The 20,010-nt window shown below is 56.3% G+C and carries 18 protein-coding genes; 5 read left to right on the top strand and 13 right to left on the bottom strand.

Going from position 1 to position 20,010, the window contains the following annotated elements:
* Positions 1 to 17: 17 nt before the first annotated feature.
* Positions 18 to 1,328: a conjugal transfer protein TraF gene (locus FHC51_RS07100; protein ID WP_220435190.1), complete on the bottom strand. Its 1,311-nt coding sequence runs from the start codon at positions 1,326 to 1,328 to the stop codon at positions 18 to 20.
* Positions 1,329 to 1,492: 164 nt separating this feature from the next.
* On the bottom strand, positions 1,493 to 1,981 hold the full coding sequence (locus FHC51_RS07095) for a cupin domain-containing protein (protein WP_220435189.1): 489 nt from the start codon (positions 1,979 to 1,981) through the stop codon (positions 1,493 to 1,495).
* A 112-nt stretch (positions 1,982 to 2,093) separates the two neighbouring features.
* On the opposite strand from FHC51_RS07095, the gene zur reads away from it, so the two are divergent.
* Positions 2,094 to 2,609, top strand: coding sequence for a zinc uptake transcriptional repressor Zur (gene zur / locus FHC51_RS07090; RefSeq protein ID WP_039031935.1), 516 nt, complete (start codon positions 2,094 to 2,096; stop codon positions 2,607 to 2,609).
* A 68-nt stretch (positions 2,610 to 2,677) separates the two neighbouring features.
* Here zur and FHC51_RS07085 read toward each other — a convergent pair whose 3' ends face one another.
* The 4 genes from FHC51_RS07085 to FHC51_RS07070 form a co-directional block, all read right to left on the bottom strand.
* Positions 2,678 to 2,887 (bottom strand): CsbD family protein, encoded by a 210-nt coding sequence (locus FHC51_RS07085; RefSeq protein ID WP_103177846.1) that lies wholly within the window; start codon positions 2,885 to 2,887, stop codon positions 2,678 to 2,680.
* A 141-nt stretch (positions 2,888 to 3,028) separates the two neighbouring features.
* The gene (dinF, locus tag FHC51_RS07080; protein ID WP_103825394.1) at positions 3,029 to 4,348 is read right to left on the bottom strand and encodes an MATE family efflux transporter DinF; all 1,320 of its coding nucleotides are present in this window, start codon (positions 4,346 to 4,348) and stop codon (positions 3,029 to 3,031) included.
* A gap of 63 nt (positions 4,349 to 4,411) precedes the next feature.
* Entirely contained in the window at positions 4,412 to 5,020 is a 609-nt protein-coding gene (gene lexA, locus FHC51_RS07075) for a transcriptional repressor LexA (RefSeq protein WP_103825393.1), read from the bottom strand.
* A gap of 109 nt (positions 5,021 to 5,129) precedes the next feature.
* Positions 5,130 to 5,498 (bottom strand): diacylglycerol kinase, encoded by a 369-nt coding sequence (locus tag FHC51_RS07070; RefSeq protein WP_103825392.1) that lies wholly within the window; start codon positions 5,496 to 5,498, stop codon positions 5,130 to 5,132.
* A 155-nt stretch (positions 5,499 to 5,653) separates the two neighbouring features.
* Between FHC51_RS07070 and plsB the strand changes: the two genes are divergently transcribed.
* Positions 5,654 to 8,074 (top strand): glycerol-3-phosphate 1-O-acyltransferase PlsB, encoded by a 2,421-nt coding sequence (gene plsB / locus FHC51_RS07065; protein WP_103825391.1) that lies wholly within the window; start codon positions 5,654 to 5,656, stop codon positions 8,072 to 8,074.
* A gap of 93 nt (positions 8,075 to 8,167) precedes the next feature.
* Here plsB and ubiA read toward each other — a convergent pair whose 3' ends face one another.
* From ubiA to malK, 5 genes are all read right to left on the bottom strand, one after another.
* On the bottom strand, positions 8,168 to 9,037 hold the full coding sequence (ubiA, locus tag FHC51_RS07060) for a 4-hydroxybenzoate octaprenyltransferase (protein ID WP_220435188.1): 870 nt from the start codon (positions 9,035 to 9,037) through the stop codon (positions 8,168 to 8,170).
* A gap of 12 nt (positions 9,038 to 9,049) precedes the next feature.
* Positions 9,050 to 9,547, bottom strand: a complete 498-nt coding sequence (gene ubiC, locus FHC51_RS07055; RefSeq protein WP_103825389.1) for a chorismate lyase — start codon at positions 9,545 to 9,547, stop codon at positions 9,050 to 9,052.
* Positions 9,548 to 9,728: 181 nt separating this feature from the next.
* On the bottom strand, positions 9,729 to 10,691 hold the full coding sequence (gene malM / locus FHC51_RS07050) for a maltose operon protein MalM (RefSeq protein ID WP_220435187.1): 963 nt from the start codon (positions 10,689 to 10,691) through the stop codon (positions 9,729 to 9,731).
* Positions 10,692 to 10,804: 113 nt separating this feature from the next.
* Entirely contained in the window at positions 10,805 to 12,148 is a 1,344-nt protein-coding gene (locus tag FHC51_RS07045) for a maltoporin (protein ID WP_220436661.1), read from the bottom strand.
* A gap of 71 nt (positions 12,149 to 12,219) precedes the next feature.
* Positions 12,220 to 13,329, bottom strand: coding sequence for a maltose/maltodextrin ABC transporter ATP-binding protein MalK (gene malK, locus FHC51_RS07040; protein ID WP_103825387.1), 1,110 nt, complete (start codon positions 13,327 to 13,329; stop codon positions 12,220 to 12,222).
* A gap of 370 nt (positions 13,330 to 13,699) precedes the next feature.
* Between malK and malE the strand changes: the two genes are divergently transcribed.
* The 3 genes from malE (at position 13,700) to malG (ending at position 17,457) form a co-directional block, all read left to right on the top strand.
* Positions 13,700 to 14,890 carry a maltose/maltodextrin ABC transporter substrate-binding protein MalE gene (gene malE / locus FHC51_RS07035; RefSeq protein WP_139157118.1) on the top strand — a complete coding sequence of 397 codons (1,191 nt, stop codon included), beginning with the start codon at positions 13,700 to 13,702 and terminating at the stop codon, positions 14,888 to 14,890.
* Between the two features lie 117 nt (positions 14,891 to 15,007).
* Positions 15,008 to 16,552 (top strand): maltose ABC transporter permease MalF, encoded by a 1,545-nt coding sequence (gene malF, locus FHC51_RS07030; protein ID WP_220435186.1) that lies wholly within the window; start codon positions 15,008 to 15,010, stop codon positions 16,550 to 16,552.
* A 14-nt stretch (positions 16,553 to 16,566) separates the two neighbouring features.
* Positions 16,567 to 17,457 carry a maltose ABC transporter permease MalG gene (gene malG, locus FHC51_RS07025; protein ID WP_032615951.1) on the top strand — a complete coding sequence of 297 codons (891 nt, stop codon included), beginning with the start codon at positions 16,567 to 16,569 and terminating at the stop codon, positions 17,455 to 17,457.
* A 94-nt stretch (positions 17,458 to 17,551) separates the two neighbouring features.
* On the opposite strand, the gene psiE is transcribed toward malG, so the two are convergent.
* Both psiE and pgi read right to left on the bottom strand, forming a co-directional pair.
* On the bottom strand, positions 17,552 to 17,962 hold the full coding sequence (gene psiE, locus FHC51_RS07020) for a phosphate-starvation-inducible protein PsiE (protein WP_114316161.1): 411 nt from the start codon (positions 17,960 to 17,962) through the stop codon (positions 17,552 to 17,554).
* A gap of 176 nt (positions 17,963 to 18,138) precedes the next feature.
* Complete coding sequence (gene pgi / locus FHC51_RS07015) at positions 18,139 to 19,788, bottom strand: glucose-6-phosphate isomerase (RefSeq protein ID WP_114388198.1); 1,650 nt, start codon at positions 19,786 to 19,788, stop codon at positions 18,139 to 18,141.
* Positions 19,789 to 20,010 lie beyond the last annotated feature (222 nt).

The following is a 20,010-nucleotide window of genomic DNA, read 5'->3' as shown; positions in this document are numbered from 1 at the left end:
AGCGCCTCCGGATGCCTTCAGAAGGTCAGGCTCAACTGGGCCCCGGCCCCCCAGGTTTCATCTTCCCCGTAAATACCGGTCAAATCGATATGCACGGTATTAAACGGCGCAAAGCCTAACCCGCCCGTGAAGACATTGCTGTCGTTGCCCCTCACATCACGGCGAAAGCCTGCGCGCACCGCCAGCCAGCTCAGGGGGGTCACTTCTGCCCCCACGCCGACATACTGCGCGTCTTCTTCGCTCTTAAAGCCGCGGGTTTCGGTCAGATCGCCATCGGCGCTGAGGGTAAGCAGGCCGGTATGCCAGGCCACACCTGCCGTGACCAGCGGGCGGATCTGGTATGTGTCCTGATAGCTCACTACTTGCCCGGTACGCCCGTTGAGAATGCGGATGTCGTTGGTATCAATATCACGTGATAAGAGGTTCTGCCCGCTCAGGCCCACCGACCAGTTCTCACCAAAGTCCACCGCGACGCCGACATCAACGTTAAAACTGGTATCGTCGTTACGGTAGCGGCTGCTGTTAAAGTCGCCGCTGTCGTAGGTATAAATGGAGGTGGTGTAGTTATAGAGCCAGGTTTGCTGTAATTTCGGCGTGACGCCCACCGAAACCGGCAGGCCGCTTACCGTAAACTGACGGGCAATCGCCACGCCATAGTCGGAGACGATGGCCCCTCTGCCCATGGCAACAGAGTTAAGATTGCGGGTAATCACGTCGCTGCCGTTGCGCGCCGCGCTCAGCGCCATCTGGTTGGTCATTCCTGGGCTACCCTGCAATCGGCGTAAAAAATCGATGTCCTGAGGATCGATTTCTGAGCTGACGCGGGCATGGGCATTAGCTTTGGCGACAAACGCCAGTGACAGGCCGGAACCCGGGATGCTCACGGCTATCCCACCGCCGGCGTTGGCATGCGCCGTTTTGCCATCAAGAAATTCCAGCTGATCGGCAAGGTTGCCGGCGGCTCTCTGCAGCTCACTGAGCGTGCCTTGCGGATCGGCGGCGATCTGCGCCACGGTCAGATCGTCGATCATCTGCCGATCGTCGGTGATCTCATCGCTGATTTCATCGATCTTATCCTGCAAATTGTCTTTATCGCTAATTTGCGCTCCCACGGAGGGAAAAATGATGGCGACATCATCCTCCTCTTTTGATTTTGCCAACAGCGCCGGGTTAATGAATACCCCGCTGCCATAATGGGCCGATGCAACGCCTGTTCCGCCCATTGCATCGCCGCGTGCTTCCGTCCAGGTATTTGCGGCTCCAGCCTGATGAGACAAAAGAATACCGGTGGCAATTCCAGCCACAGAAAGTTTGAGTTTTATTTTCACAGGACACCTGACTTATTTTGGGTAAATTAACCCCGGCGGCTATACGCCGCGCAGGGAAATACGTCCTCCGTGAAAAAAGTATTAGAAGCTAAATATGTCTTAAACTTTAGTATTAGATAAGCTATTGATTTCCTTATGGCTTTAAATAGGTATAGAACAAGAATTTATTTTCGCCCGGGTTTTCCATCATGCGGACCAAAAAATTGTGGCGGGTGATCGATCCAGCGATCTTCACGGGTGGCGGCATATACTGCATTTAGCGGATAATAAATTCGGTTATATTTTTTATTGGCTTCGCCCACCACTAATAACCGCACTTCTTCAGTGGTGTTATTAATAAAGGTGTGGCAAACCCCCGTCCCGGCCGGAAATCCTACGCTGTCTCCCGGCTCCAGCTTCCATAAATACCCGTTGATCCAGGCTTCGGGATAGCCCTCCAGCACATAGATAAATTCCTCTTCATCGCTTTCGGCATGTGGATAAGAGGTACGACGCCCAGGCGGCAGGCGTTCATGGTGAATACCGAGGCGGCCTAAACCAAGCGCACGAGCCAGGGGCGCGCCAATAGAGAAACGCTCTGTGCTGTCGGGATAGGTAGAGTCGTCGGCGCCTTCTACCTCACGCCAGTGTCGAATACAGTCCGGTCTTTTCATCTTTTGCTCCCCAGTGGTTTTTCGTCAGGGTAGCACACCTGCTGGATCTCGGCGTTTAGGCCAGAACATGGTAAACTGGCGGTTTGTTATTCCACGTTACTCGAGGTGCAAAATGGAAACGACCACAATGCAGGCACTGTTAGCGCAAGCCGAAAAGCTCTGTGCGCAACGCAATGTGCGCCTGACTCCGCAGCGCCTTGAAGTGTTGCGCCTGCTGAGCCTGCAAAATGGGGCCATCAGCGCTTACGACCTGCTCGATCTGCTGCGCGAAAGCGAGCCGCAGGCGAAGCCCCCTACCGTATACCGGGCGCTCGATTTTCTGCTTGAGCAGGGTTTTGTGCATAAAGTGGAATCGACCAACAGCTATGTGCTGTGCCACCTGTTCGATCAGCCTACCCATACCTCAGCGATGTTTATCTGCGATCGCTGCGGCAGCGTGAAGGAAGAAGGCGCGGAAGGGGTAGAAGACATCATGCATACTCTGGCGGCGAAAATGGGATTTGCCCTGCGTCACAATGTGATTGAAGCGCACGGCCTGTGCCGCAACTGCGTGGAAGTCGAGGCCTGCCGCCATCAGGAAAATTGCCAGCATGACCACTCTATCCAGCTGAAAAAGAAGCCGCGCTGAGCACAAAAAAAGGGGCGACCTGAGGGTCGCCCTGGGCGTACATCCGTGTACCTGCGGGTAGCGCTGAATTACCAGCGATAGTTGTTACGGGTTTCCCAGTCACCAACTTCTTTCTCCGCCTGGTCTTTCTCATAACCATAGCGTTCCTGAATTTTCCCCACCAGCTGGTCACGTTTACCTTCGATAACGGTCATGTCATCGTCAGTCAGGTCGCCCCACTGTTCTTTTACTTTACCTTTGATCTGTTTCCAGTTACCGCCGACTTGGTCTTTATTCATCATCGATTCCTCTTCGCTCGGTCGTTAAGGATAAGTTCGTCCTGAAATAGATTTCGTGCTGGACGTGATAATAATTATAGATAAGCGTGCGGCGTTGGGTTTGTTATTCGGAATCTTTTACCATTCAGTGAGGTGAAGCCGTTATTGAAACCAGGTGCCGTTGCGCCAGTGCCGGTGCCAGATCCAGCCCAGAGAGAGCCCCCGCAGGGCCAGGAACACGCTCAGGGCCAGCCACAGGCCGTGATTACCCAACCAGGGCAAGGTGAACAGCGTCAGACCAAACCCGGCGGCCGCGACGGCCATACTGTTGCGCATCTCTGCGCCACGGGTTGCGCCGATAAACATGCCGTCGAGCAAATAGCACCAGACCCCCACCACCGGCAAAATCACCTGCCAGACAAGATAATGGCTCGCCAGCGCGCGCAGCTCTGGCAGCGAAGTCAGCAGCGCCACGATCGGGTTGCCCGCCAGGGCATAGACAAGCGCGAAGGCCAGCGCCACCATGCCAGACTGACGGCAGGCTGCCCGCCATACTTCACGCAGCTGGCCGCTTTCCCGGGCGCCATAGGCCTGCCCGGAGTGCGCCTCAACCGCGTAGGCAAAACCATCCAGCGCGTAGGCGGTAAAGGTGAGTAGCGTCATCAGCACGGCGTTAACGGCGATAATCTCGGGCCCCAAACGCGCGCCCAGCACCGTCAGCGCGCCGAAACAGAGTTGCAGCAGCAGCGAGCGCAGCATAATGTCCCGGTTCAGGGCCAGCAGCTTGCGGATATTGCCCCGCCAGCTCGCTTTCAGCAGCGCCAGGGAAATGCCGCGCAGAGCCAGCACCCGCCAGACCATCCACAAGCCAAGCAACAGGGTGGCGTATTCGGCGACAGCGGTCGCGAGAGCGGCCCCCTGCACGTTCATTTTCAGCCCGATCACCAGCCACAGATCCAGCACGATATTGAGCAAGTTACCCACCACCAGCAGGATCACCGGCGCCCGGGCATACTGCACCCCCAGCAGCCAGCCGAGCAGCACCAGGTTAGCCAGCGATGCCGGGGCGCTGAGCCAGCGGATCTCGAGGAAGCGCCGCGCCTGATGCAGGACATCCTCACTGCCGCCCACGATATGCAGCGCCAGATCGATAAGCGGGGTGCGCAGCAGCACAATCAGTAACCCGGCGCCGAGCGCGAGGATCAGCGGTTGCACCAGCGCCCGGGCCAGACGCAGCGGATCTTTCGCGCCATAGGCCTGAGCGGTGAGTCCGGTGGTGCTCATACGCAAAAAGAGCAGCAGCATAAACAGGAAACTGGTTGCCGTGGCGCCGATGGCGACACCGCCCAGATAGACCGGAGAGTCGAGATGGCCGATAACGGCGGTATCCACCAGCCCCAGCAGCGGGACGCTGATATTGGAGACGATCATCGGGAGGGCAAGACGCCACAACGCCTTGTCTGAAGCAGTCAGCAGAGACATGTGTATGACCGGCAGAAAAAAGAAAAGCAGACTGCGGGGTTGCCGCAGTCTGTCAGAAAGAGGTTATAACCATTCGCCGTTGCGGATGACGCCTACCGCCAGCCCTTCGATAGAAAAGTTATGTTCACGCAGATCGACAACAATCGGGGAAAACTCGCTGTTTTCCGGCAGCAGCTGTACCGTGTTGCCCTGTTTCTTCAGGCGTTTAACGGTCACTTCGTCATCTATGCGCGCCACAACGACCTGGCCGTTGCGCACATCCTGCGTTTTATGTACCGCCAGCAGATCGCCGTCGAGAATGCCGATATCCTTCATGGACATCCCGCTGACGCGCAGCAAGAAGTCCGCGCTCGGTTTGAACATGCCCGGATCGACCTGATAGTGGCCTTCAATATGCTGTTGCGCCAGCAGCGGTTCCCCGGCGGCAACACGACCGACAAGCGGAAGGCCCTCTTCTGCTTCAACCAGCAGACGAATACCACGAGACGCGCCGGAGACAATCTCAAGCACACCCTTACGCGCCAGGGCTTTCAGGTGCTCTTCAGCGGCGTTTGGAGAACGGAAGCCCAGACGCTGCGCGATTTCTGCACGCGTCGGCGGCATACCCGTCTGGCCGATATGATCCCGAATGAGATCAAACACCTCTTGCTGCCTGGTCGTTAACGCTTTCATTCCGCCCCCTGGGTGTATATACAGTTATGCTGTGAGTATATACAGCTAAAGGCGATTTTGGAACCACAAACCGCATAAAAAACCAGAGACTTGTTCGGTTTCTGAAGGCTTATCGCAAATGTTCCCAAAGCAGCGTGACCCAGGTAAACAGGGCAACGATAATCGCCATCAGCACAGCGGCAGAGCCCATATCTTTTGCCCGGCCCGAAAGCTCATGGAAGTCGCTACCAATGCGGTCGACCACCGCCTCGATCGCACTGTTCAGAATTTCGACTATCATCACCAACATTACCGATCCAATCAGGAGTACACGGGTGATGGGATCAACATCCAGCCAGCAGGCAATAATAATCGCCGCGATGACTGCTACCCCCTCCTGGCGAAAAGCGGCTTCATTGATCCAGGCAGCACGAATGCCTTTCCAGGAATAGCCGGCAGCTTTAATGATTCGGGTTAACCCAGTGGTATTGTTGGCCATTAAAAGAAACCTTTCTTCGAAAATAGCGTCAGAAACGGTGGCTTAAGCGCACTGCGCTGCCGCCGGAAGTATGACGGGTAACAACAGAAATTTTGCGCGCTTTCTGTTATCCTTGCGCCGCAATTGCATTTTTAACCAGAGGCTTTACATCGTTTATGTCTGGCTGGCCACGAATTTACTACAAATTACTTAATTTACCATTAAGCGTCCTGGTAAAAAGCAAGTCTATTCCGGCGGTTCCCACGCTGGAATTGGGACTCGATACCTCGCGTCCTATTATGTACGTTTTGCCTTATAACTCGAAGGCCGACTTGCTGACGCTGCGCGCCCAGTGCCTGGCGCACGATCTCCCGGATCCGCTGGAGCCGCTGGAGATCGACGGCACCCAACTGCCACGCTACATCTTTATCCACGGCGGACCTCGCGTATTCACCTGGTACACGCCGAAAGAAGAGTCCATTAAGCTGTTCCATGATTACCTCGACCTGCACCGCAGCAACCCGCTGCTGGATGTGCAGATGGTGCCGGTATCGGTGATGTTTGGCCGTCGTCCGGGGCGCGATAAAGGCGAAGAGAACCCGCCGTTGCGCATGCTCAACGGGGTGCAGAAGTTTTTTGCCGTAAACTGGCTGGGCCGCGACAGCTTCGTCCGTTTTTCACCGTCCGTCTCCCTGCGCCGCATGGCCGATGAGCACGGCACAGATAAAACCATCGCCCAGAAGCTGGCCCGCGTGGCGCGCATGCACTTTGCCCGCCAGCGTCTGGCTGCGGTAGGCCCGCGCCTGCCTGCTCGCCAGGATCTGTTCAATAAGCTGCTGGCGTCGAAAGCCATTGCCCGTGCCGTCGAAGACGAAGCGCGCAGCAAAAAGATCTCCCATGAGAAGGCGCAGCAAAACGCCATCGCCCTGATGGAAGAGATTGCCGCCAACTTCTCCTACGAGATGATCCGCCTCAGCGACCGTATCCTGAGCTTCACCTGGAACCGTCTCTATCAGGGAATTAACGTGCACAACGCCGAGCGTGTGCGCCAGCTGGCCCATGACGGCCATGAAATTGTCTACGTGCCCTGCCACCGTAGCCACATGGACTACCTGCTGCTCTCGTACGTGCTCTATCACCAGGGGCTGGTGCCACCGCACATTGCGGCGGGCATTAACCTCAACTTCTGGCCGGCAGGGCCGATCTTCCGCCGTCTGGGTGCGTTCTTTATTCGCCGTACCTTCAAAGGCAACAAGCTCTACTCCACCGTCTTCCGCGAGTATCTGGGCGAGCTGTTCAGCCGCGGCTATTCCGTCGAGTACTTTGTGGAGGGTGGCCGTTCCCGTACCGGGCGTCTTCTCGATCCGAAGACCGGCACCCTGTCGATGACCATCCAGGCGATGCTGCGCGGCGGTACGCGTCCTATCACCCTGGTGCCGATCTACATCGGTTACGAGCACGTGATGGAAGTGGGGACCTACGCCAAAGAGCTGCGCGGCGCCACCAAAGAGAAAGAGAGCCTGCTGCAGATGCTGCGTGGTCTGAGCAAGCTGCGCAACCTCGGCCAGGGGTATGTTAACTTCGGCGAGCCGATGCCGCTGATGACCTACCTCAACCACCGTGTACCGGAGTGGCGTGAGTCCATCGATCCGATCGAAGCGGTGCGTCCGGCCTGGCTGACGCCGACGGTGAACGCCATTGCTGCCGATCTGATGGTGCGCATTAACAACGCCGGGGCGGCGAACGCCATGAACCTGTGCTGTACCGCCCTGCTTGCTTCGCGCCAGCGCTCGCTCACCCGCGAGCAGTTGACCGAGCAGATCGACTGCTACCTGAACCTGATGCGCAACGTGCCCTATGCCGCGGATGCCACGGTGCCGACGGCCAGCGCCAGCGAGCTCATCGATCACGCATTGCAGATGAACAAGTTCGAGGTCGAGAAAGACACAATCGGCGATATCATCATTCTGCCGCGCGAGCAGGCGGTGCTGATGACCTACTACCGCAACAACATCGCGCATATGCTGATGCTGCCGTCACTGATGGCCGCCATCGTGACCCAGCATCGCCAGATCAGCCGTCAGGCGCTGCTGGAGCATGTCACTGCCCTCTACCCGATGCTGAAAGCCGAGTTGTTCCTGCGCTGGAACAGCGACGAGCTGGCAGAGGTGCTGGATAAGCACACTGAAGAGCTGGTCCGCCAGGGGCTGATGACGCAGAAAGAGGACGTTCTGGTGATCAACCCGTCCCGCTCACGCACGCTACAGCTGCTGGCAGCGGGTGCGCGCGAGACCGTGCAGCGCTACGCCATCACCTTCTGGCTGCTGAGCGCCAACCCGTCGATCAACCGCGGTACGCTGGAGAAAGAGAGCCGTACCCTGGCCCAGCGTCTGTCGATGCTGCACGGCATCAACGCGCCGGAGTTCTTCGACAAAGCGGTCTTCAGTTCGCTGGTATTGACGCTGCGTGATGAGGGTTATATCAGCGACAGCGGTGATGCCGAGCCGGAAGAGACGATGAAGATTTACCAGATGCTGGCAGAGCTGATCACCTCTGACGTGCGCTTAACGATTGAGAGCGCGACGCAGGGCGAGTAATGCGTAAAAAAGCCGGGTGGCGCTAACGCTTACCCGGCCTGCATATTCTGCCAAATCGTAGGCCGGGTAAGGCGAAGCCGCCACCCGGCTTTTTTATGCCCAATAGCTAATCGCTAACCCGACAAACAACACCAGACCAACGTAGTTATTGTTCAGAAACGCTTTAAAACAGGCCTCGCGCTCACGGTTGGCAATGAGCTTTTGCTGGTAGATAAAGAGCACGCCCGCCGCCGCGACCGCCGCGTAAAATGCGCCGTTCAATTGATTCAGGTAACCAATTGCCACCATCAGCGCCAGCACCGCGACCTGCAAAATCCCGATGATCAGCTTGTCCTGACGACCAAACAGAATGGCCGTCGATTTAACGCCAATCTTCAGATCATCGTCGCGGTCAACCATCGCGTACTGGGTATCGTAGGCCACCGCCCAGAGGATATTGGCCAGGAACATCAGCCAGCAGCTCAACGGCACGCTTTCGCTGACGGCGGCAAAGGCCATGGGGATCGACCAGCCAAAGGCGGCGCCCAGCACCACCTGCGGCAGATGGGTGTAGCGCTTCATAAACGGGTAGACCCAGGCCAGGGCCAGCGCTGCCACGGAGAGCAGGATGGTCATGGTGTTGAGGGTCAACACCAGCAGGAACGAGAGCAGGATCAGCACCACAAACAGCGTCCGCGCCTCTTTCTCCGTGACATCGCCGCTCGGCAGCGGACGATTCGCGGTGCGTTTCACGTGGCCGTCAAATTTGCGATCGGCATAATCGTTAACCACACAACCCGCGGCTCGCATCAGCCAGACACCTGCCACAAATACCGCCAGGATCCACAGCGGCGGCAGCCCGGGTGTCGCAACCCACAGCGCCCACAGGGTCGGCCACAGCAACAGCAGCGCACCGATCGGCTTATCCGTTCGCATCAGCCGGTGGTACGCCAGCAGCTTGTTCTGCGTCAGACTCCTCTCCATTTTCTCTTCCTCTTAGTACAACGGTGACGCCGGTAAAAACAGCTCGGTCAGCAGTAAGGGTTTGCCGCTTAAGCGCAAGCGGGAACGGCGTCCCCATAATCCGGCATCGCGTCCAATTTCAATAAAATCACGGGTCAGCTCGGAGGAGGTGAACAGATAGCGTCCCAGCGGGGTTTTGCCCATCTGCTGCAGCGCCATCTCCGGCCCGGTGAGGGTGGATTCTGGCACCACCGTGCGCCCGGCCAGCCACGGCTCGCCGTCGGCGCAGAGCAGGATCTCCCGCAGCCAGTAGCGCGCCTCTTTCGGCAGCAACGGTAACTCATCCGCCACCGCGTCAGGCGTGACGAATCCCTCCTGAATGAGGGTGACGGTGACGTTCTTGCCCTGCTGCTCAAAACGTTTGGTCATGGAATCTTCCAGCAGCAGCCAGTCGAGCTGCTCCGGTTCCAGGGCAGGGATTTCGTCAAAATAGCGCAGCGCACGCAGTTGCGTTAGCGCGGGGTGTGACATGCCAGACTCTCCGATACATAACGTAAAGCTATTGTATCGCAGAAACGCGTAATGCGGGCGGGCAAACGTGAGTTAGCGAACATTATCGCAACAGAGATGCAACAGCGGTGTCAATCACAAAAAAAGTGCGCCCGTAGGGGCGCACCAAACTACTGACAAAATCAGCATTGTGGGGAGACGGTCACCCCTTGCCTTTTACACTGCTGATAAAGGTGGAACGGGCAGTGGTCGAGCCTAAACGCTCTGCTTCATCCAGCAGTTTCAGCGCTTTGTCGACGTCACCTTTTGCGACTGCCTGCTTAATGGCCTGATTAAAGTAGGCTTCGGTATCGGTCAGTACCGGCTCGCTCTTCTTCGCCGGGGCCGGGGCAACGGCTGGCGCAGCAGCCGGAGCCGCAGCAGGTGCAACCGCTGGCGCAGCATAGACCGGTGCCGCGGTATTGCCTACGGTGACCGGGCCAGGGCCGGAGGAGCCAAACAGCGGACCGACCAGCACGCTGGAGGTGCTGTTGGTGGAGACTTTCAGCTTCACTGTACCATCAGTGGTATGACGGGCAATTGGATCCGGAATGTCCGGGATCGCGTTACCAATGCCTTTGGCATAGGCTTTCGCCGGATCGAGCAGTTTGGTGGTTTTCTGCAGGTCTTGCGGAGTTGTGAAGACCAGCACATAAATTTTTTGTTGTCCCAGAGCAGGTGTCAGGCGCATCACCCCTTCCAGACGGTCAGCGCTCATCACGCCCGGCTCTTGGTAAGAGAAATATTCGCTTGGGAAGAAGGCGGAAGGTGTCATGTTCTGATCCAGAATCAGAACGTTCGGCGCAAAGACACTGGTTTGTTTGTTAACTTCGCTGGAGAGCGTCAGGGTAATTTCACCGATATTAGCCGGTACGCTATAGGCCAGAACCGGACCGGAAATCCCCGGCACGTTCAGCGGCTGGCCGCCTGTCGACAACTGCGTGGTCTTCGGCTGCGATTGATCTACTGGTGTCCAGACGAGCTGCTGCAGCACGGCATTCGGTACGGACGGTGCAGTATTGGTATTTTGCGGAACAAAATTCACATTCGCCAGCGCAACTACTGGCGCACAGACCAACAGCCCCGCGGACAGGCAAAGGGCAACGAGACTTTTCTTCATTTTCATTGTTATTACCTCAGAAATCACAGGTCAGCGGTAGCCAGGCAATAGCGCGCCGTCCTTAAGAAACTGAGGGGCTTTCGCCCCCCAGTCAGGTCATACGTCAGATTACGACGTTATTACCACCAGATTTCCATCTGGGCACCGAAGGACCACTCATCGTTGTCGCCGCGGCTGTAAGTTGTAGTGCTGGTATCTTTTGCTGCAATACCATTGTTGTAACCCCATTTCTCATCCCACTTGGCGTAGGTTGCGAAGACACGGATAGCCGGACGAGACCAGATGCTGTCACCTGCCTGCCATTGTTGTGCCAGGGTGATTTTGTACTGGTTGTTGGTGTCGTCAGTTTTCTGAGACTTGACGTTGTCGTAACCCACTTCCAGCAAGGTACTCATGATTGGCGTCCATTTGTACATTGGACGTACACCCACGGTGTACCAAGTAGTACCGTTGTTGTCGTCACGGTCGATATCCTGATACATACCGACGTACATCAGATCCCAGCTGTCGCCCAGAGAGATTGCACCGTGGTCAATTACGCGGAACAGGGAACCGTTGTTGTTGATGTCGTTATTTACACTTCCTGGTACATAATCCGCAGTTCCCGGTGTACCACTTGGCTTATTAACACCAGTGAAGGAACCTTGTGGAATACCTTTGCCTTGGGTGGTCATGGCATCAGTTGCGTACTGAACAACGAATTTGTTAAAGCCTTTCAGCATGCTCTGGGTATGTTCTGCGGTGAACATCCAGCCATCTTTGGACGCATCATCAGCAAGATCATAACCGTCAGTCGTGTTGGCGCGACCGTAGTCAGCACCCAGCTCCAGGGTACCGCCTGGGTTGATTTCCATCTGCGCTAAACGTACGTCGAAGACGTCGTTCGCGGTATCTTTGGAGGTGTCATAAATATCCTGGCTGCTGAAGGTGTAAGAACCGCCAGCTTCCTGAGAACGGGTGGCTGCCAGAGACAGCTTACCGAAGCCCAGATCGATATTTTCGATACCAGCACCAGGACCGGAGATATCCCAGTAATAGAAGTCGATCATGTGAACGTCATGACGCTGATAGAAGCGCTTACCGGCCCAGATAGTGGAGCCTGGCAGCCATTCGATCAGGTTTTTACCCTGCACGTTTGCTTCACGGAATGCCGGGTCAGTCGCTTCCCAGTCATTCTGCTGCGCAACGGAGTAGGCTACGTTGGTGTCGAAGTAGAAGCTCTTGTCGCCCTCTTTCCACACTTCCTGACCCAGTTTCAGTTCGGCATAGGTTTCACATTCGTTACCAAGACGGTATTTGCTCTGTGCACCTGTTGCCTGGAAACACTGTTGTTCGCCACCACTCCCGGTCCAGCCAATGCCAGAACGAGCATAACCTTTGAAGTCTACAGCGCCGGCCTGGGCAGACATGATGCCTGCCGCAATGGCGAGTGCCAGAGGGACTTTGCGCAGAGTAATCATTATTCTATCTCCTGAGATCATTGCTTTTCTTTGAACACTTCACCTGATGGTTTCGTGCTTATTATTGGGATTGCTTAAACGCCGGGCTCTTGATGCAGCCGACGACATGCGGTGCCATCCTCACGGAACAGATGGCAGCGCTCTGGCGGCAAGCCGATAGCGAATGTGGCACCCTCTTTTACCAACACCACGTCGTTCTGGCGGTAGACCAGGTTCTGACGAATGGCTGGGATCTGGATATGAATCTGTGTTTCGTGACCTAACTGCTCAACCACCTGAACCTCGCCCTCCAGGGTCACATCAGCGATGTGACTTGGCAGCAGATGTTCAGGACGGATCCCGAGGGACATGTTGGCCCCCACGTTGACGTTTACGCTGTCTACCGGCAGCCACACCTGCTGGCGGTTCGGCAGCTCAACCTGAACCTGATCGATGGCAGTGGCGGTGACTTTTACCGGCAGGAAGTTCATCTTTGGCGAGCCAATAAAGCCCGCAACAAAGCGGTCTGCCGGGTAGTGATAGAGCTCCAGCGGTTTACCCACCTGCGCCACGCGACCGGCATCCAGCACCACAATCTTGTCGGCGAGGGTCATCGCTTCGACCTGATCGTGGGTGACGTAAATCATGGTGCGGCCAAGACGCTTGTGCAGACGGGAAATCTCAATACGCATCTGCACGCGCAGCGCGGCGTCGAGGTTCGACAGCGGCTCATCGAGCAGGAACACGCGCGGCTCTGCCACCAGCGTACGGCCAATCGCCACGCGCTGGCGCTGACCACCGGACAGGGCCTTCGGCTTACGGTCCAGCAGATGCGCCAGCTGCAACACTTCAGCAACCTGGGTCACGCGCTGGTTGATGGTCTCTTTTTTGGCGCCCGCTAGCTTGAGGCCGAACGACATGTTCTCGGCAACGGAGAGGTGGGGATAAAGCGCATAGGACTGGAAGACCATCCCGACACCGCGCTCCGCAGGCGGAATATCGTTCATGCGGGTATCGCCAATCATCAGATCGCCGCTGGTGATGGTTTCGAGACCGGCAATCATACGCAGCAGCGTAGATTTACCGCAGCCTGACGGGCCAACAAAAACCACGAATTCACCTTCCTGGATATCGAGGTTGATATCTTTCGATACCACCACGTCACCCCAGGCTTTCGTTACGTTACGCAGTTCTACGCTCGCCATGCCCTACTCCCTTCGTTACAGCCTGTCATCAACAGAAACATTCAATATGGGCTGACTATGCGGTATCGGGGCGTTTCGCGAATCCTCCACCCCCAGCCTTTTTTATGGGGGAGGAGGCGGGAGGATGAGAGAGTGGACTCCGCCAGCGCCCCCCGGGGGCGGAGGCAAAATTCGTGATGTCACCGGCAAAATTCATCGCTCTTTTGTGTGCGCCAGGACACATAACTGAAATTTATGCAACGCAGATCACATAAAGCGGGGGTGGGGCGTAGGGGCCAGGAGGATGGAAAGAGGATGTCAAATAAGGAGACTGAGCGACGTTGAACCACCTCAATGTACCCACAGCACATCACCAAAAAGGATGGCAGATATGAATATCAAGACTGGCGCACGCGTTTTCGCATTGTCCGCCCTTGCAGCAATGATGATTTCCGCACCGGCGCTCGCCAAAATTGAAGAAGGTAAGCTGGTAATCTGGATTAACGGCGACAAAGGCTATAACGGCCTGGCTGAAGTGGGTAAAAAATTCGAGAAAGATACCGGCATTAAAGTCACCGTTGAACACCCGGATAAACTGGAAGAGAAATTCCCACAGGTTGCAGCGACCGGCGACGGCCCGGACATTATCTTCTGGGCCCATGACCGTTTCGGCGGCTACGCTCAGTCTGGCTTGCTGGCCGAAATCTCCCCGGATAAAGCCTTCCAGGACAAGCTGTTCCCGTTCACCTGGGACGCCGTGCGTTACAACGGCAAGCTGATTGCTTACCCGGTTGCGGTTGAATCGCTCTCCCTGATCTACAACAAAGACCTCGTACCGAACCCGCCAAAAACCTGGGAAGAGATCCCGGCGCTGGATAAAGAGCTGAAGGCGAAAGGTAAGAGCGCGCTGATGTTCAACCTGCAAGAGCCGTACTTCACCTGGCCGCTGATTGCAGCCGACGGCGGTTATGCGTTCAAGTTTGAAAACGGCAAATATGACGTGAAAGACGTCGGCGTGGACAACGCGGGCGCGAAAGCGGGTCTGACCTTCCTGGTAGACCTGATCAAGAACAAACAGATGAACGCGGACACCGACTACTCCATCGCCGAAGCGGCCTTCAACAAGGGCGAAACCGCGATGACCATCAACGGTCCGTGGGCGTGGTCCAACATCGACAAGAGCAAAATCAACTACGGCGTCGCGGTGCTGCCAACCTTCAATGGCAAGCCGTCTAAACCGTTTGTTGGCGTGCTGAGTGCCGGTATCAACGCTGCCAGCCCGAACAAAGAGCTGGCGAAAGAGTTCCTGGAAAACTACCTGCTGACCGATCAGGGTCTGGAAGAAGTGAACAAGGATAAACCGCTGGGCGCCGTCGCGCTGAAATCCTTCCAGGAAACCCTTGCGAAAGATCCACGCATCGCCGCCACCATGAGCAACGCCGAGAAGGGCGAAATCATGCCTAACATCCCGCAGATGGCTGCCTTCTGGTATGCCACCCGTACCGCGGTAATCAACGCCGCCAGCGGTCGTCAGACTGTGGATGCTGCGCTGAAAGATGCTCAGGGTCGTATCACTAAGTAAGTAAAAGCGGCGGGTGGCGCTTCGCTTACCCGCCCTACAACTACGGTTCGAGCCGTAGGTCAGGTAAGCGGAGCGCCACCTGACAATAAGTTTTCACAGTTGTAGAGGAAGAACCCCATGGATGTCGTTAAAAAGAAACACTGGTGGCAAAGCGACACGCTGAAATGGTCAGTGATTGGTCTGCTGGGCTTGCTGGTGGGTTACCTTATTGTTTTGATGTACGCCCAGGGGGAGTACCTGTTTGCCGCCATGACGCTGATCTTAAGCGCGGTCGGCCTCTATATTTTTGCTAACCGCAAAGCCTATGCCTGGCGCTATGTCTATCCAGGCGTTGCCGGGATGGGGCTGTTTGTCCTGTTCCCGCTTATTTGCACCATCGCCATCGCTTTCACCAACTACAGCAGCACCAATCAGCTCGCGCAAGAGCGCGCCCAGCAGGTGCTGATGGACCGTTCCTATCAGGCCGGTAAGACCTTTAACTTTGGTCTCTATCCCGCAGGTGACGAGTGGAAGCTGGCGCTGACCGACGATGCCGCAGGCAAATATTACGTCTCCGACGCCTTTAAATTTGGCGGCGAGCAGAAACTGGCCCTGAAAGAAGCTGATGCCCTGCCGGAAGGGGAACGCGCCAACCTGCGCGTCATCACCCAGAACCGTCAGGCGCTGACCCAGATTACCGCTGAGCTGCCGGACGAAAGCAAAGTGATCATGAGCTCGCTGCGCCAGTTCTCCGGTACCCGCCCGCTCTACACGCTGGGCGATGACAGCACGCTCACCAACAACCAGACCGGCGTGAAGTACCGCCCGAATAACGACATCGGCTTCTACCAGTCCGTGAATGCTGACGGCACCTGGGGCGATGATAAGCTCAGCCCGGGCTATACCGTCACCATCGGCTGGGACAACTTTACCCGCGTCTTTACCGACGAAGGCATCCAGAAACCGTTCTTCGCTATCTTTGTCTGGACCGTGGTCTTCTCGGTACTGACCGTGATCCTGACCGTGGCCGTTGGCATGGTGCTGGCCTGCCTGGTGCAGTGGGAAGCCCTGAAAGGCAAAGCGATTTACCGCGTCCTGCTGATCCTGCCCTACGCCGTACCGTCGTTCATTTCGATTCTGATTTTCAAGGGTCTGTTCAACCAGAGCTTTGGTGAAATCAACATGATGCTGAGCAGCCTGTTTGGTATCAAACCGGCATGGTTCAGCGACCCGACCACCGCCCGTACCATGATTGTTATCGTCAACACCTGGCTCGGCTATCCGTACATGATGATCCTGTGCATGGGGCTGCTGAAGGCGATCCCGGATGACCTGTATGAAGCCTCGGCCATGGACGGAGCCACCCCGTTCCAGAACTTCTTTAAGATTACGCTCCCGCTGCTGATCAAGCCGCTGACGCCGCTGATGATTGCCAGCTTCGCCTTTAACTTTAACAACTTCGTGCTGATTCAGCTGTTGACCAACGGTGGCCCGGACCGTCTCGGCACCACTACGCCAGCCGGTTATACCGACCTGCTCGTGAGCTACACCTACCGTATCGCCTTCGAAGGCGGCGGTGGTCAGGACTTCGGCCTGGCGGCAGCGATTGCCACCCTGATCTTCCTGCTGGTGGGCGCGCTGGCAATCGTGAACCTGAAAGCAACCCGCATGAAGTTTGACTAAGGAGGGTACTGAAAATGGCTATGGTCCAACCCAAATCACAAAAGTTACGTTTACTGATCACCCACCTGGGTCTGCTGATTTTTATAGCGGCAATCATGTTCCCGCTGCTGATGGTTATCGCCATCTCCCTGCGTTCGGGTAACTTCGCCACCGGTAGCCTTATCCCGGAGCAAATCTCCTGGGAGCACTGGAAGCTAGCGCTGGGCTTCAGCGTGGAGCACGCCGATGGCCGCGTCACCCCGCCGCCGTTCCCGGTGTTGCTGTGGCTGTGGAACTCGGTGAAAGTCGCCACCATCACCGCGATCGGTATCGTGACGCTCTCCACCACCTGCGCCTACGCCTTTGCCCGTATGCGCTTCAAAGGGAAAGCGACGCTGCTGAAAGGGATGCTGATTTTCCAGATGTTCCCGGCGGTCCTGTCCCTGGTGGCCTTGTACGCCTTGTTTGACCGTCTCGGCCAGTACGTGCCGTTTATCGGTCTGAACACCCACGGCGGGGTGATTTTCGCCTACCTCGGCGGGATCGCGCTGCACGTCTGGACCATCAAGGGCTATTTCGAAACCATCGACAACTCGCTGGAAGAGGCCGCGTCGCTGGATGGCGCCACCCCGTGGCAGGCGTTCCGCCTGGTGCTGCTGCCGCTCTCCGTACCGATTCTGGCGGTGGTCTTTATTCTGTCGTTTATCGCCGCCATTACCGAAGTGCCGGTCGCTTCACTGCTGCTGCGTGATGTGAACAGCTACACCCTGGCGGTAGGGATGCAGCAATACCTCAACCCGCAAAACTACCTGTGGGGCGACTTTGCCGCCGCCGCTGTGCTTTCCGCTATCCCGATCACCGTCGTCTTCCTGCTGGCCCAGCGCTGGCTGGTGAACGGCCTGACCGCGGGAGGCGTGAAAGGTTAAGTTTCATTGTTATTCCACTGCAACCCTCAACTTTGCCTTGATGTCTTGATCCAAACTTGTGACTGTATTCGGCGGCCCTCGGGCCGCCCTTTTTTTATTCCCGTTTCAGTCGCTTCGAGTTGCACAGCCAGAGGGTGACCACCAGCAGCAGAATAGCCGCCGAGTAGAGCAGCACGTCGAGGGGCGATTTATGATCGACGATGATTAGTCGCACAATCGCGGTGATACCAATGTAGACAAAGTAGCGCAGCGGGAAGTGGAAGCCAGACTGAAAGTACTTGACGATCAGGGCGATAAATTCGAAGTAGAGAAAGTAAACCACCAGCCCTTCAACCAGCTCGTATTTGCTGGATTGCTCAGGGGCGAAAAGCACATCAGCCAGATGCACCGTCTCTTTACCGAGGAAGACGACCAGGATCAGGCCAAGGCTCAGCAGACCCAGGTTCAGCACGGTCTGCAGAATGGTTGAGATAAACTCAACGCGTGGGCGAGTCAGGGATGTCATACAGCACCTCATTCTCCGGGACGAGATTCCTGTATAACGCAAAAATGTGACGGGGATCTATATTTTTTGTTTATATTTTGTGCAGATCTGCCGGGCGGCACTCCGTTTGCCCGGCCTACGGGGGTTTTGTAGGCCCGGTAAGCGTAGCGCCACCGGGCAGACAGACCGCAGCAGAATTATGCGCGCCAGGCTTTATAACGGTTAATCAGGCCGTTGGTGGAGCTGTCGTGGCTGCTAATCTCCTGGTTATCACCCAGCTCAGGCAGGATGCGGTTAGCCAGCTGTTTGCCCAGCTCAACGCCCCACTGGTCAAAGGTGAAGATGTTCAGGATCGCGCCCTGGGTGAAGATTTTGTGCTCATACAGGGCAATCAGCGCGCCCAGGCTGAACGGGGTGATCTCACGCAGCAGGATGGAGTTGGTTGGGCGGTTGCCTTCGAACACTTTGAACGGCACCACGTGATCCAGGGTCGCTGGATCTTTACCCTGATCGCGATACTCCTGCTCAACCACATCACGCGCTTTACCGAACGCCAGCGCTTCAGTCTGCGCGAAGAAGTTCGACAGCAGCTTCGGATGGTGGTCAGACAGCGGGTTGTGCGTAATGGCCGGAGCGATGAAATCGCACGGTACCATTTTGGTGCCCTGGTGGATCAGCTGGTAGAACGCGTGCTGGCCGTTGGTGCCAGGCTCACCCCAGATGATTGGGCCGGTCTGGTAATCCACGGCGTTGCCGTTACGGTCAACGTATTTACCGTTGGATTCCATGTTGCCCTGCTGGAAGTAGGCCGCGAAACGGTGCATGTACTGGTCGTACGGCAGGATCGCTTCGGTTTCGGCACCAAAGAAGTTGTTGTACCAGATGCCGATCAGCGCCAGCAGCACCGGCAGGTTTTTCTCTGCCGGAGTGGTAGAGAAGTGTTTGTCCATCGCATGCGCGCCGGAGAGCAGCTCAACAAAGTTGTCGTAGCCCACGGAGAGGATGATGGACAGACCGATCGCGGACCACAGGGAGTAGCGGCCGCCAACCCAGTCCCAGAACTCGAACATGTTGGCAGTGTCGATGCCGAACTCGCCGACCGCTTTAGCGTTGGTGGAGAGCGCCGCGAAGTGTTTCGCCACGTGCTGCTCATCACCGGCAGTTTTCAGGAACCAGTCGCGCGCGCTGTGGGCGTTGGTCATGGTTTCCTGGGTGGTGAAGGTTTTGGACGCCACCAGGAACAGGGTGCTTTCCGGGTTCACTTTTTTCAGCACTTCGGCGATGTGGGTGCCATCGACGTTAGAGACAAAGTGCATGTTGAGGTGGTTTTTGTACGGGCGCAGCGCTTCGGTCACCATGAATGGGCCGAGGTCGGAGCCGCCGATACCAATGTTCACCACATCGGTGATCGGTTTGCCGGTGTAGCCTTTCCACTGGCCTGAGATGATCGCTTCCGAGAAGGTTTTCATCTTTTCCAGCACGGCGTTCACTTCCGGCATCACATCTTTGCCGTCAACGATGATTGGAGTATTGCTACGGTTACGCAGTGCAACATGCAGTACGGCGCGATCTTCGGTGCGGTTGATCTTCTCGCCAGAGAACATGGACTTGATGGCACCGCTCAGATCGGTCTCTTTCGCCAGATCCTGCAGTTTTGCCAGCGTCTCTTCGGTGATGCGGTTTTTGGAAAAATCGACCAGCATCTGATCGTCGAAGGTCGCGGAGAACTTATTAAAACGATCGCCGTCTTTCGCGAACAGCTCCGCGATGGTGACGTCTTTCATCTCATCAAAGTGTTTCTGTAATGCCTGCCAGGCTGCAGTCTGCGTTGGGTTGATATTTTTCATAGCAATACTCTTCTGAATTGAGAATTGTGACCTCGGTCGATTGTAGCCTCTGTCGCCAAAAATTGTGATGGTTTTTATGCCATTGGCCTGGCCTGCATCAAGTGCAGTGCAAAAGCACCAAAAGTATAGCTGTTATAAGTCCTGTTTCTCATATGGAAGGCAGCATGAAAAATCCGCATAATCCCGGCGTTGACAGGATCCTCTGCACATTTTATTTATACA

Origin of the sequence: Leclercia sp. EC_58, assembly GCF_019584355.1 — a bacterium.
Lineage (GTDB): Bacteria > Pseudomonadota > Gammaproteobacteria > Enterobacterales > Enterobacteriaceae > Enterobacter.
This window is presented reverse-complemented; position numbering and strand designations above follow the sequence as displayed.